The 11,922-nt window shown below is 70.8% G+C and carries 13 protein-coding genes; 10 read left to right on the top strand and 3 right to left on the bottom strand.

Features of this window, described 5'->3' with window-relative positions; genetic code table 11:
- The 5 genes from Q0112_RS13360 to Q0112_RS13340 form a co-directional block, all read left to right on the top strand.
- Nucleotides 1-231: hypothetical protein (locus Q0112_RS13360; RefSeq protein ID WP_297976062.1), on the top strand; the 231-nt coding region annotated here is incomplete at its 5' end.
- Between the two features lie 20 nt (nucleotides 232-251).
- Nucleotides 252-1,607: an alpha/beta fold hydrolase gene (locus tag Q0112_RS13355; protein ID WP_297976060.1), complete on the top strand. Its 1,356-nt coding sequence runs from the start codon at nucleotides 252-254 to the stop codon at nucleotides 1,605-1,607.
- Entirely contained in the window at nucleotides 1,604-2,476 is an 873-nt protein-coding gene (locus tag Q0112_RS13350) for an alpha/beta hydrolase (protein WP_297976058.1), read from the top strand. Before Q0112_RS13355 ends, Q0112_RS13350 begins: the two co-directional genes overlap by 4 nt.
- Nucleotides 2,477-2,823: 347 nt before the next feature.
- A complete protein-coding gene (locus tag Q0112_RS13345) occupies nucleotides 2,824-4,329 on the top strand; it encodes a DUF3300 domain-containing protein (protein WP_297976056.1) in 1,506 nt (501 codons plus the stop codon).
- Between the two features lies 1 nt (nucleotide 4,330).
- Nucleotides 4,331-5,242, top strand: coding sequence for a DUF2950 family protein (locus Q0112_RS13340; protein WP_297976055.1), 912 nt, complete (start codon nucleotides 4,331-4,333; stop codon nucleotides 5,240-5,242).
- 108 nt (nucleotides 5,243-5,350) lie between these two features.
- On the opposite strand, the gene Q0112_RS13335 is transcribed toward Q0112_RS13340, so the two are convergent.
- Both Q0112_RS13335 and Q0112_RS13330 read right to left on the bottom strand, forming a co-directional pair.
- Nucleotides 5,351-6,034 (bottom strand): flagellar hook capping FlgD N-terminal domain-containing protein, encoded by a 684-nt coding sequence (locus Q0112_RS13335; protein WP_297976053.1) that lies wholly within the window; start codon nucleotides 6,032-6,034, stop codon nucleotides 5,351-5,353.
- A 20-nt stretch (nucleotides 6,035-6,054) separates the two neighbouring features.
- Nucleotides 6,055-7,200, bottom strand: coding sequence for a flagellar hook-length control protein FliK (locus Q0112_RS13330; protein WP_297976051.1), 1,146 nt, complete (start codon nucleotides 7,198-7,200; stop codon nucleotides 6,055-6,057).
- 90 nt (nucleotides 7,201-7,290) lie between these two features.
- Here Q0112_RS13330 and Q0112_RS13325 point away from each other — a divergent pair, with 90 nt between their 5' ends.
- Nucleotides 7,291-7,575 (top strand): rod-binding protein, encoded by a 285-nt coding sequence (locus tag Q0112_RS13325; RefSeq protein ID WP_297976049.1) that lies wholly within the window; start codon nucleotides 7,291-7,293, stop codon nucleotides 7,573-7,575.
- Between the two features lie 4 nt (nucleotides 7,576-7,579).
- Nucleotides 7,580-7,942, top strand: coding sequence for a hypothetical protein (locus Q0112_RS13320; RefSeq protein ID WP_297976047.1), 363 nt, complete (start codon nucleotides 7,580-7,582; stop codon nucleotides 7,940-7,942).
- Nucleotides 7,943-8,006: 64 nt separating this feature from the next.
- Here the strand turns inward: Q0112_RS13320 and Q0112_RS13315 are convergent, their stop codons facing one another.
- A complete protein-coding gene (locus Q0112_RS13315) occupies nucleotides 8,007-8,462 on the bottom strand; it encodes an Hsp20 family protein (RefSeq protein ID WP_297976046.1) in 456 nt (151 codons plus the stop codon).
- A gap of 226 nt (nucleotides 8,463-8,688) precedes the next feature.
- Here Q0112_RS13315 and ccmA point away from each other — a divergent pair, with 226 nt between their 5' ends.
- From ccmA to Q0112_RS13300, 3 genes are all read left to right on the top strand, one after another.
- Entirely contained in the window at nucleotides 8,689-9,333 is a 645-nt protein-coding gene (gene ccmA, locus Q0112_RS13310; RefSeq protein ID WP_297976045.1) for a heme ABC exporter ATP-binding protein CcmA, read from the top strand.
- Nucleotides 9,330-9,995 (top strand): heme exporter protein CcmB, encoded by a 666-nt coding sequence (ccmB, locus tag Q0112_RS13305; RefSeq protein WP_297976044.1) that lies wholly within the window; start codon nucleotides 9,330-9,332, stop codon nucleotides 9,993-9,995. Before ccmA ends, ccmB begins: the two co-directional genes overlap by 4 nt.
- Before the next feature lie 146 nt (nucleotides 9,996-10,141).
- The gene (locus tag Q0112_RS13300; RefSeq protein ID WP_297976043.1) at nucleotides 10,142-11,734 is read left to right on the top strand and encodes a multiheme c-type cytochrome; all 1,593 of its coding nucleotides are present in this window, start codon (nucleotides 10,142-10,144) and stop codon (nucleotides 11,732-11,734) included.
- Nucleotides 11,735-11,922: the final 188 nt, after the last annotated feature.

Raw genomic sequence — 11,922 nt, 5'->3', positions numbered from 1 at the left:
GCCGGCAATCCGGTGGCGGCCAAGATCTATCCGGGCGTCGGCCACTTCATCCACACGGACGTGCCGTTCGAGTTCGCCGCCGATACGGTCTCCTTCATCAAGACCAGTGCGGTCGATGCCGTCTCGCCCGATGTCATCGACGCGCTCGTCAACGGAATGGCAGCGCCGGCGGCGGCGGCGGGCGGCGGGGGCGGGGGTGCGCCCGAGCGTCCGTCCGGATTCTCGAAGTGATGCGGCGGGGAGGGACCGAGATGTTCAGCAAGCTCATGCTAAGGTTTCTCGTGGCGACGTCGCTGCTGGCCATGGCCGGGGCGCCGGCGACGGCCGACCTCCTTTCGACCAGTGCCGCGCCGCCGCCCAACGAGGCGTTCACGCCGGCGTCGAGCACGCCGACGCTCTCCTCGCTCAAGAAGTTCTACGATATCCCGAACTTCCGGATCGGCGGGACATACGATCTCACTGCCGATCCGGAGACCTGGCGCGACGGCGGCGTGGGGGGAACGACCCTCGAGAGCCTCGGCTACGGGCCGCTCAAGACCGCCTACATCGACGTCGGCACGCCCATCCGCAACGAGGCCGGGGAGATCATCAACGCGGTGATCGTGAGCCCGCACTACTCGGGCGACTCGACCGCGAGCTACAGCTACTGGATGCCGATGGCGGCAAACCCGCTGGCCGGCGGCGAGCCGGTGGTCGGTCCGGGGCTGGTGATCGACACCAACAAGTACTACGTGGTCTTCCTCGACTCCCTTGGCCTCTGGGGGACGTCGAAGCCGTCGGAGGGGCTGGGGCGGAACTTCCCGGAATACAACTACTTCGACATGGTGCAGGCGAACTACCAGCTCCTGCGCGATCACCTGAACGTGGCGAACGTTCATCTGGCCTTCGGCGCGTCGATGGGGGCGACCCAGACCTGGGTCTGGGGGGCGATGTATTCGCCCTCGGGCTTCGTGGACGCGATCATGCCGCTCGGCGGCGCGACCGCATCGGACGGCTCCGACCCGGTCGGGCAGTGGACCTTCCGCCTCGCCACGGCCGCGATCGAGAGCGACCCGCTCTATCGCGAGACCGGGGGCAACTTCTACGACCTGCCGAAAGCCGAGCATCCGAAGCAAGGCCTGCAGTTCCTGTGGTCGATCCTGCAGCAGACCGGCTACAGCTTCCCCTACCGCTCGGCTCAACCCTGGTCGGCCGTCGAGCGTGAGGTCTTCTACTGGGAGCCGACGGGCAACCAGACGGCGGCGTGGCTCGCCCGGACGGTCAACGAGGACCCGAACGACTACTGGTACCGCAACAACGCGGGCTGGAACTACAACATCAACGACTATCTCGAGCGGATCACGGCCCGCACGCTGGTCATTCACATAGAGAACGACAACTGGCTGATGGTGGCGAACGCGCGCGCCGCCGCGGAGAAGGTGCCGGGAGCGAGCTTCCTCTCCTTCCCGGACCCGACGGCGCACTATGCGGTCTTCAAGGCCCCGAACGTGCTCCGCGACCAGGTGAAGTCCTTCGTCGACAACGTGAACCTGCCGATCGTGCAGGGCGGTGGCGGTGGCGGTGCGGCGGCGGCGGCGCCGGAGCGCCCGTCTGGTTTCTCCAAGTGAGCGCCGGGAAGGTCGAGGTCGGCGGGGGCGTGCGCCTTGCGTACCGGGAGTGGGGCGACGGTCCCATCCCGGTGCTCTTCATCCACGGCAACCTCGCCAGCAAGGACTGGATCGAGCTTTCGGCGCGCTGGTTCCCCAAGGACCTGCGGGTGATCGGCATCGACTGGCGCGGTTGTGGCGACAGCGATCGCCCGCCTGCCGCGCCGGACTATGCCAACTACTCGATGCAGCAGCATGCCGACGACATGCTGGCGGCGCTCGACGCGCTCGGGATCGCCCGCTGCCACCTCGCCACGCACTCGACCGGCGGAATCATCGCCGCCCGGATGATGCTCGCGCAGCCGGAGCGGTTCGGCCGCTGCCTCGCGCTCGACCCGGTCACGCCGCTCGGCCTGAAGTTCGACGATGCGGGCATCGCCGTCTTCAGGGCGATGCAGGCGAGCAAGGAGGTGACCCGCGCCGGGATGGCCACTGCCGCGGCGTCGCTGTTCCTGGCCGACAGCCTGAAGCCCGGGTCGATGCCGAGGTTCAGAGAGGGTGTGGACGAGCTGCAGAAGTTTTTCGACCGGATCATCGACCAGACCTTCGGCGTCGCGGAAGGCATCTGGTTCGGCACGCCGCACAACCTGAACGTCGAGTATGTCAGCGGGGAACTTGCGAAGAGGATGCCTTCCCTCGAGAACGAGCATCTCGTGCTTTGGGGCGAGATGGACGGCTGGATTCCGGCGGCCGACGTGAAGCGGATGGCCGCGGAGATGCCGCATTGCCGCCTCGTCACCGTGCCCGGCATCGGGCACTCGATGAACCTGGAGCAACCCGCGCTCTATGCAGGCTATGTCGGGGGGTTCCTGGGCGGGGTTGAGCCCTGACCGGGGTCGTTCGGCGGCAAGGGTTTACGGAGATTCGTTCGATCTGGGACGCATGTGGAATCGGTATGGAATGCGTATTGCACCTGAAAGAGTCGTGTTTGATTCGTTGACGGGCGCGCGCGGCGCTCGGCGCCGGGAAAGGCCCCTGTTCCGCCATCGCGGTGTTCGGTAGAGTTGCAGCCGGCGACCTGGCCAGCGTGGTGCAAGGTCGAGACAGGAGCAGGACGCAGATGCCTTCGCACCGATTGCGCGCTCTTCGTGCCCTTCACTCGAGCCGGCGCCGCGCGGTTCGCGGTCTCGCCGCGGCACTCCTCGCCGGTTCCGGCCTGTCTCCCGCCGCGGCCCAGATGCTGGTCGGCGACGGGTCGCTGGCTTGCGGGTCCCCTTACGTCGTGGCGAGCGGCGACACGCTCAGCGTGCTGGCCGAACGCGCCTATGGCGATCCGTTGCTCTACGGCTTCATAGCCGACGCGAACTGGGACGCGCTCGGCGGAAATCCCGAAAGCGTCGCCGTCGGCATGGAACTGACGATTCCCTGCGTCGATGCGAGCGGCGCGGTCCTGACGCCCGAGCAGGCGGCCGAGGCGGCGGCCTCGCTCAAGGCCGCGGTCGCGGCCGAGGGTCCGCTCGAGGCGGCCGAGCTCGAGACGCTGCTCGGCCCGGTGGCGCTCTTCCCCGACCAGGTGCTCACGACCGTTCTGGTGGCGTCGACCTTTCCGCTCGACGTGGTCAAGGCGGCGCGCTTCGTCGAGGAGTCGGGGGACACCCCGGACCGGGAGCGCGCGACGCAGGCCGCCGGCCAGCCATGGGACGACAGTGTCCGCGAGCTCGCCGCCGGCTTCCCGGACGTGGTGACCCGGATGAGCGACAACATCGACTGGACCGAGCAGGCCGGCGAGGCCGTGGTCGCCCAGACCGACGAGGTGCTCGCGGCGATCCAGCGGCTCAGGGTCCGGGCGCAGGAGAACGGCTACCTCGTCGACAACGAGGTGCAGCAGGTCGAGGAGGTGAACGACAAGATCGTCATCGCCCCGGCCGACCCCAACGTCGTCTACGTTCCGACCTACGACAGCCAGGTCGTCTATACCACGCCGGTCGCCGGCCCGCCGGTCTATCATTACGGTTACGGCTACGACGACGACTGGGACGACTGGGGCGACGCGCTCGTGGCGGGCGGCATCATCCTCGGCGGCGCGGTCATCCTCGACGAGATATTCGACGATGACGACTGGGATGGCTGGGACAGCGACGACGACATCGACTGGGACCGCGGCGACATCACCATCGACCGCGACGATATCGACATCGATGTCGATCGCGACGACATCGACGTCGATCGCGGTGACATCGGCATCGGCGACGGGGATCGACCGCAGATAGGGGACGGCGACCGGGTCAGCATCGGCGACAGCGACCGGACGCAGATCGACCGCGGCGAGATCGCCGGCATCGGCGACCGCGCCGGCGCGGGTGACCGGGCGGGCGACCGGGCGGGCGCCGGCAACCGGACACCGATCTCCAGCGGGGCCAGCCGCGAGGTCGCCCGCCAGAAGATCGAGGCGCGGAAGTCGGTCGGCACCCAGCCCGCGAGCCTCAGGCCGTCGCGCCAGGCCACGCGCCCGGAAGCGTCCGTCCAGCGCGGCGCGGCGCAGCAGCGGCCGACGACGGCCCGGCCGGCGAACATCTCGCGTCCCTCGGCGAACCGCGCCCCCTCGGCAAGGGCGCCCAGCCGTTCGAGCAGCGCCTTCGACAGGCCGTCCGGCCCTCGCGCCTCGGCGGCCAGCAATCGCGGCCGGGCCAGCATCAGCAGGGGTGGGGGTCGCAGCGGTGGCGGTGGCGGCAGGAGGCGTTGAGATGACGCATCGGGTGCGGGTCTGCCTGTCACTGGTCCTGATCGCGTCGGCCGGACCGGCCGCGGCGGAGCCCGCGCGGTTCGAGACGCCCGAGGCGGCCGTGTCGGCCCTGGTCGCGGCGCTGGAGACCGGCGACAAGGCCGAGGTGCTGCGCATCTTCGGCCCCGAGAATGAGGACGTCGTCTCGACCGGCGATGCGCAGGAGGATCGCGAGCTCTGGGGCGGCTTCCTGAGCGACGTGCGGGCGGTCAGCCGGCTCGAGATGGAGGCCGACGGCCGCGCCGTCCTCTACGCCGGCCGCGACGTATGGCCGTTCCCGGCCCCGCTCGTCTCGCGCGACGGCGCCTGGAGCTTTGACGCCGACAGCGCGCGCGAGGAGGTGCTGGCGCGCCGAATCGGCCGGAATGAGCTGGCGGTGATCGGCATCATGCGCCGCGCGGGCGAGATCCAGGCGGCCTACCGCCGGACCGACCACGACGGCGACGGCGTGCTGGAGTTCGCGGCGTCGATCCTGTCGAGCCCCGGCGCCCGCGACGGCCTCTACTGGCCGGAAGAGCCCGGAGCGGCTCCGAGCCCGTTCGACGACACGATCGCGCGCGCCAGCTTCACCGGCTACAGCCTCGACGGCGAGGACCGGGATCCCGAGCCGTTCGAGGGCTACTATTTCCGCGTCCTGCAGGGGCAGGGAGAGTCCGCGCCCGGCGGCGCCTACAGCTACATGGTCGCGGGGAACATGGTCGCAGGGCACGCTCTGGTCGCCTGTCCGGCGGTCTATGGCGACACCGGGATCATGAGCTTCATGGTCGGCGAGGGCGGCGTCGTCTACGAGGCCGATCTCGGCGAGGATACGCTGTCGAGGGCGATCGAGATCGATCTGTTCGACCCCGGGGAGGAATGGTCGCCCGTCGAGTGACGGGGAGGGAAGCCGGGAACGGCGGGCGGCGTGCCTCGAGGAGCGGGGCCGGGTGGGGTGCGGCAGGCCCAGCTGGTCCTCGCCCCAGGCATGCGCTTGGTGGGGGCGTCAGCGGACGGCGCCGACCTCGTCGAGGGGGATCTGCGTTCCGCCGGCCACCACCAGCCGCGGGGCGCCGTCGACCAGGCGCACTTCGTCCACGCGCCGGAATATCTTGCCGGCGGTCGTCCCGAGCAGGTTGTCGCCGGCGTAGCTCTCGAGGGTGAAGGTGTAGCTGCCGTGGGGGGCGGACGTGCCCATCGCGTCCTTGCCGTCCCAGACAACGTCGCGGGCGTCGGCGGCGACGGGGAGGCGCGCCACCTCGTTGCCGAAGTCGTTGGTCACCACGAGCACGCCGCGCTCGGCTCCGTCGGCCGGCTCCACGGCGACCTCGAGCGGGGTCCCGGCGTAGTCCGCCGCGGCGGCGACCTGGACCTCGCGGCCGATCCACTCGGCAAGGCCGGCCGGGCTTCCGACCGACAGCACGTCGAGGATGCTCTGCAGCCGGTCGTTGGTGCGGACCTGCTGCTCAACGGCCGAGAAGCTCGCGAGCTGCGCGACGAACTCCGTCGAGTCCATGGGCTTGAGCGGGTCCTGGTTGCGCATCTGCGTGGTGAGAAGCGTGAGGAACGTCTGGAAGTCGCCGCCGATCGCGCCGGCGACGCCCGTGCCGCCGTCCGTGCCGCCGTCCGTGGTGCCGCGCGCGCTCGATTGCGTGCCGGTGGCGGCAGATGTGGTCTGATTGATCTCCATCCGTGCGTCCTTTTCCGAGATCAGAGGCGGATGTCGAGCCCGCCGGCGAAGCTTCCCCGCGCTTCGTCCCGAAGCGTGACCGCGACCGGTTCCGGGACGGCGGCCGGTGGGGCGGGCGTCTGGGCCCAGTCGTCGCTCGGGGGGGGTGCGCGTTCCGGCTGCGCGTCCGGCCGAGGAAAGTCGAGGCTGACGCCTTCGTAGCCCGCTGCGTCCAGCTCGCTGGCCAACAGGTCGGAATGGCGGCGCAGGAGGTCCTGGGTTTCGGGGCGATCGGCCAGCACCACCGCCTGCACGGCGCCATCGTGCCGCGTCAGATGGATCTGCACCCGCCCCAGCTCGGGCGGATCCAGACGGATCTCGAGTCGCTGGTCGTCGGGGGCCTCGCCGATCGCCACGGCGACCTGCGCGACCACCTGCCGCGGCGCGGGCGAAGCCGGCGCCGCCGCCAGCGGATGGACGGTCGCCTCGGCGCGGGCCGGTCGCGCGGTGGCCTCGGTGAGCTGCCATGCCGGCTCGGGCGCGTCCAGCAGGCGGACGTCCTGTCCGCTGGCCGGGTCGTCGCCCGAGCGGGCGGGCGGGGCGAGGAGGGCCGTCGGCATCGGCTGGGCGCCCTCGGCCGGGGCATCGGCCCGCCGGAGTGCCACGGGGGCGATCGGGCCGTCCGGAGCGGGGGCTTCGGCGTCCGCCCTTGGCGCGCTCCCCGGCGCGGTGACGGGGAGCATCCCGCTCGGGCGGATGTTTTGGCGCGGCGTTGGTCCCTGCGCGGCGACCGGCATGTCGCCATCGGCGGCCGGGGCGCTGCTGTCCTCGATCGGGGTGGGTGGCGGCGGCGTGAGCTCGGCCGCCGGAAGGGTGGCGGTCGGGGAAGGAAGATCGGGGGCGACGGCAGCGGCGTCGGCCGGCGGGAGGTCCACCGCGTCCGTCGGCGGTGGGGCGGGCATCGCGACGATGGCCACCAGGATGTCGGCTGCGGCGGGATCGGCGGCGGGATCGGCGCCGGCATCGGCCAGCTCGATCGCGGGGAGCTGCTGGGGGTCCTGCAACACCGATCCGAAGTCCTCGCCCTTTCCGCGTTCGCGGTCGGCCGGGTGCGTCGCCTCGCGTGGGGCGGCGGTGGACCGGGGCCTGGCGGCAGCCGTGTCGGGAACCGGGAAGGATATGTCCATGCGCCTCCTTTGCCCGCAAACCCTTACGGTTTCTTTACCGCCCGGGCTGCATAGGTCGGCAGGGACGCGAGCCCGCGAAGGGAGCCGGAGATGCAGTCATTCCCGATCGGATCGCCGGTGGCGCCTCCAAGGCCCGGCGCGACCAGGCCAACCGACACGGCGGCGAGCGAGGCGGCGCAGGCGTTCGAGGCGGCCTTTCTGGCGGAGATGCTCCGGCATTCCGGGCTCAATGCCCCCTCGGAGAGCTTCGGGGGCGGGGCGGGCGAGGAGGCCTTCGCCAGCCTTCTCACCGACGAATACGCCAGGCTCCTGGCGCAGCGCGGCGGCATCGGGCTCGCCGAGCGGATCTTCGAACTCCTCAAGCAGGAACGGTGAGCAGATGATCGCGCATATTCTCACGTCGGCACGCTACGCACGCATCCTGAGACTTCTCGATCTCGAGCGGAAGGTGATCCTGAACGGCCCCCTTTCGAACCTCTGCACGCTGGTCGAGCGGCGCGAGGCGGCGGTGGCGGAGCTGCTCGAAGGCGAGGCTGGGGTGCCCGAGGACTTCCTCACGGCGCTCAAGGACCGCGCCGAGCGCAACAGCCGTCTCCTCCTGGCGAGCCTCGCCGGGGTCCGAGCGGGGGCGGCACAGGTCGAGGAGATCCGCGCCGCCCGCTCGCAGCTCCGCACCTACAGTTCCGCCGGAACGCCGGTCGAGGTGCGGGAGCCGACGATCACCCGCGATCAGCGCGCGTAAGCCGCGCGGATGACAAAAGGCCGCACCCTCGGGGCGCGACCTTCCTTTCCAAGTCGTGTGCGGCTCAGGCCGCGGCGACCTGGCTCTCGATCGCCTTGCCGCGCGAGATCTCGATCTTGCGGGGCTTCAGCGCCTCGGGAACCTCGCGGACCAGGTCGATGTGCAGGAGACCGTTCTCGGTCACCGCGTCGACGACGCGGACATGATCGGCGAGCTGGAAGCGGCGCTCGAAGGCGCGGGTCGCGATGCCGCGGTGCAGGACGGTCGCCTTGTCCTCGATCTCGGCCTTGCGGCCGGTCACGACGAGCTGACCCTCACGGGCCTCGATGCTGAGCTCGTCCTCGGAGAAGCCCGCCACGGCGAGCGTGATGCGGTAGGCATCCTCGCCGGTCTTCTCGATGTTGTACGGGGGGTAGCTGTTCTGGCTCACGTCCGCGCTCATCACCTGGTCCAGAATGCTGGCCAGACGGTCGAAGCCGACGGTGGAGCGATAGAGGGGGGTGAGATCAAAGGTTCGCATGGTTGCATCCTTCTCGAAGCGACACATCTTCGGGCCTTCCCTCGGGGACAGGCCCTCATCTCTGGAGTCCGACCCGCAGAGCGGCGCCGGACGGGAAGGATCTGGGTACCGGGCAGCGGCGTTTCAAGGGGAGGGCGGGGCAGGGAAAGGTGAGTTTCCATCAAGGGGATAGACGAGCGGGCTGCCTGGACTTCCCAGGCGGCGGCCGATCGGCTATGCGGGAACCATGGGGCTGACCGTCACTGACCTATCCTGTACCCGGGGCGGCCGCCTCATTCTCCGCGGGCTTTCGTTCGCGCTCGGCTCCGGCGAGACGCTGATCCTGCGCGGCCCGAACGGTTCCGGCAAATCGACCCTGCTCCGGGCACTCGCCGGCCTCTTGCCCGCCTCGGGCCGCATGGAGATCGACGGCCGTGCCGTCGGCGGCGAGGGCCGCGCCGACGCCGTCGCCTATGCCGGCCATCTCGATGCGATCAAGCCGCAGCTCACCGTCGCCGAGAACCTGCGCTTCTGGGCGCGCCTTTTCGGCGGGGATCCGGGAGCGGCGCTCGCCGCCTTCGACCTGGGGCCGCTGGCCGAACGGCCCGCGCACCTCTGCTCGGCCGGGCAGAAGCGGCGCATCTGCCTCGCCCGCCTCCTGGTCGCGCCGCGCCGGCTCTGGCTGCTCGACGAGCCTACCGTCGCGCTCGACGCCGATGCGACGGGCCGCCTGCTTCGGGTTCTGCGCGAGCACGCGGCCGGCGGCGGGCTCGCGATCGTCGCGACGCACGTTCCGCTTGATCTCGCGCCCGCGCGTGAGCTGGTGCTGGCGGCGGAAGCGCAGACGGCGTCGGCCGCCGGCGATCCGTTCCTCCAGGGCGCCTGGACGTGAGTGCGGCCGGGGCGGTCCTCGCGCGCGAGCTGACGCTCGCCTTTCGCTCCGGCGGCGGCGCTGGCCTCGGCCTGGCCTTCTTCCTGATCGCGGTGCTGCTCGTTCCGCTCGGGGTCGGGCCGGAGCCGGAGCGACTGGCCGGTCTCGCCGCAGGGACCCTCTGGATCGGCGCGCTCCTCGCCTGCCTGCTGTCGCTCGACCGGATCTTCCAGGCCGATCAGGAGGACGGGAGCCTCGACATTCTCGCTCTCTCTCCCCTGCCCCTCGAGGCTCTCGTCGCGCTCAAGGCGGTGGCGCACTGGCTGACGACGGGTCTGCCCCTCGTCGCGGCCGCGCCGCTCCTCGCGCTCACCCTGCATCTGCCGGCGCCGGCCTATCCGTGGCTGGTCGCGAGCCTTGCCGTCGGCACGCCGGCGCTCAGCTTTCTCGGCGCCATCGGGGCGGCGGTAACCGTCGGCATCCGCCGCGGCGGGCTGCTGCTCTCGATCCTGGTCCTGCCGCTCTATCTGCCGTCGCTGATCTTCGGCGCCCGTGCCGCTGCGTCGGCAGCCGAGGGCGCCGACCCGTGGCCGGCATTCATGCTTCTCGGCGGCCTCACCCTCTTCGTCCTCGCCCTCGCGCCGCCGGCCGCGGCGGCGGCGCTTCGCGCCAATCTCCGGTAGGCGACCCCTTCTCCCGGGATCGGCCCCATGCTCGCGCGGCGCCGGCTCCATGACGTTCGGTCCGGGTGGACCTACGGCCTCGTCTCCTTTGGCGGCAGGTTGGCGGTGAGGGATTGCGACCGAGGCTCCCCGCGGAGGACAGGACGATGGGACCCAGGCAGCCAGCGCGCAGGGCATGGACGAAGGTCGCGGCGTTGCTCGCCGCCTTCCTTCTCGTGCAGGCGCCCGCCTCGGCCGAGGTGCCGCAGGAACTCTACGATGCGCTCGGCATCACCCCGGACGCCCCGCCGAACGTGCTCTACGATGCGGTTGCGGCCCGCTATCGCGACGCGGCGCAGGGCGCGGGCAAGGGCAAGTTCGCCGATCTCTGGGAGCCGATTCCCATGTCGGCCTATCTCGATCCCACGCTCTTCTATACCGGGCGCGACGAGCTCGATTTCGACGTCGAGGCGGCGGACTGCGTCACCTGCCACGAGTCGATCACCCCGCGCTGGGTGCATGGCTGGCAGAAGAGCGTGCACGGCGACCTGAACGCGATCCGAGCGCTGCCCGACGACGATTCCCGCGCCTACAAGAAGGCGATGATCGAGGAGGTGGAAGGCAACCTGCGGTCGATGGGGCTGCTGCCCGAGGGGCAGAGCCTCGAGCAGGTGGGCTGCGCCGATTGCCACATGGGCGTCGGGAGCGCGGGCGGCAATCACAAGACCGACCTGCGGCTGCCCGACTCCGCGGCCTGCGGCCAGTGCCACGTGCAGCAGTTCGCCGAGCGGGAGTCCGAGCGCGACACGCTGACCTGGCCGCAGGAGCAGTGGCCCGCCGGGCGGCCGAGCCATGCTCTGTCGATGCTGGCCAACTACGAGACCGCGATCTGGGCGGGGATGGCCGAGCGCGAGATCGCCGAGGGCTGCACCATGTGCCACACGACGCAGGCGACCTGCAACCAGTGCCACACGCGGCACGAGTTCTCGGCCGCCCAGGCGCGCAAGCCGGAGGTCTGCTCGAACTGCCACAACGGCGTCGACCACAACGAGTTCGAGGCCTTCATGCTCTCGCGGCACGGCATCATCTACCAGACCGGCGGCGCCGAGTGGGACTGGGATGCGCCGCTGTCGGAGGCCTTCGCCTCGGCCGGCTATACGGCGCCGACCTGCCAGACCTGCCACATGGAGGCGAACGGGACCTACAGCCACAACCTGGTGCAGAAGGTCCGCTGGGGCTTCTCGCCGATGCCGTCGATCGCCGACAACCTCGATCATCCCTGGTTCGAGGAGCGCAAGGATCTGTGGATCGCGACCTGCTCGCAGTGCCATGCGCCGAGCTTCGCGCAGAGCTACTTCGAGATGATCGACAAGGGGACGGCGCAGGGGGTCGGGCTGGTGCAGCAGGCCGAGGCGGTCGTCAAGGGGCTTTACGAGGACGGGCTGCTGGTCGGGCAGGCGACCAATCGGCCGGCGCCGCCGGAGCCGGAGGCGGACGTGCCGGGCGGGTTCTTCGGGCTCTTCTGGACCGAGGGGAACAACCCGAGCGCGGCGGAGTACGAATACGCCCAGATGTGGGAGCAGGAGATCATGCGCCACTTCAAGGGCCTGGCGCATGCCAACCCCGGCGGCTTCACCTATACCTACGGCTGGTCGGAGCTGATCGGCTCGCTCGCCCGGATCCGTGACGAGGACACCCGGCTGCGGGAGCGCGCGGCGCTCGAGGCCCGGATCGAGGCGCTCGAGGGTGGGGCCCAGTGATGCACGATCCATGCACGAAGCAGGCGCCGCGGCGGCGATGACGGGCGGCGTGGCGCGGCCCGGGCGCCGGGCGATCGGGCTCCTGCTTGCCGCGGCGGTCATCGCCCTCGGGGCGGCCGTCGCCCTCTCGCACCGTCGGGGCCGCGTCCGGAGGGTGCGGCACCGCCTTACGTCTACGAGGTGCAGGC

The organism is uncultured Amaricoccus sp. (assembly GCF_937858865.1).
Taxonomy (GTDB): Bacteria; Pseudomonadota; Alphaproteobacteria; order Rhodobacterales; family Rhodobacteraceae; genus Amaricoccus.
This window is presented reverse-complemented; position numbering and strand designations above follow the sequence as displayed.

Excerpts from the sequence above, each read along its gene's own strand:
- Q0112_RS13355 (WP_297976060.1), top strand. The coding sequence starts at position 252 with ATGTTCAGCAAGCTCATGCTAAGGTTTCTCGTGGCGACGTCGCTGCTG.
- Q0112_RS13345 (WP_297976056.1), top strand. The coding sequence starts at position 2,824 with ATGCTGGTCGGCGACGGGTCGCTGGCTTGCGGGTCCCCTTACGTCGTG.
- Q0112_RS13340 (WP_297976055.1), top strand. The coding sequence starts at position 4,331 with ATGACGCATCGGGTGCGGGTCTGCCTGTCACTGGTCCTGATCGCGTCG.
- Q0112_RS13335 (WP_297976053.1), bottom strand. The coding sequence starts at position 6,034 with ATGGAGATCAATCAGACCACATCTGCCGCCACCGGCACGCAATCGAGC.
- Q0112_RS13330 (WP_297976051.1), bottom strand. The coding sequence starts at position 7,200 with ATGGACATATCCTTCCCGGTTCCCGACACGGCTGCCGCCAGGCCCCGG.
- Q0112_RS13325 (WP_297976049.1), top strand. The coding sequence starts at position 7,291 with ATGCAGTCATTCCCGATCGGATCGCCGGTGGCGCCTCCAAGGCCCGGC.
- Q0112_RS13320 (WP_297976047.1), top strand. The coding sequence starts at position 7,580 with ATGATCGCGCATATTCTCACGTCGGCACGCTACGCACGCATCCTGAGA.
- Q0112_RS13315 (WP_297976046.1), bottom strand. The coding sequence starts at position 8,462 with ATGCGAACCTTTGATCTCACCCCCCTCTATCGCTCCACCGTCGGCTTC.
- ccmA (WP_297976045.1), top strand. The coding sequence starts at position 8,689 with ATGGGGCTGACCGTCACTGACCTATCCTGTACCCGGGGCGGCCGCCTC.
- Q0112_RS13300 (WP_297976043.1), top strand. The coding sequence starts at position 10,142 with ATGGGACCCAGGCAGCCAGCGCGCAGGGCATGGACGAAGGTCGCGGCG.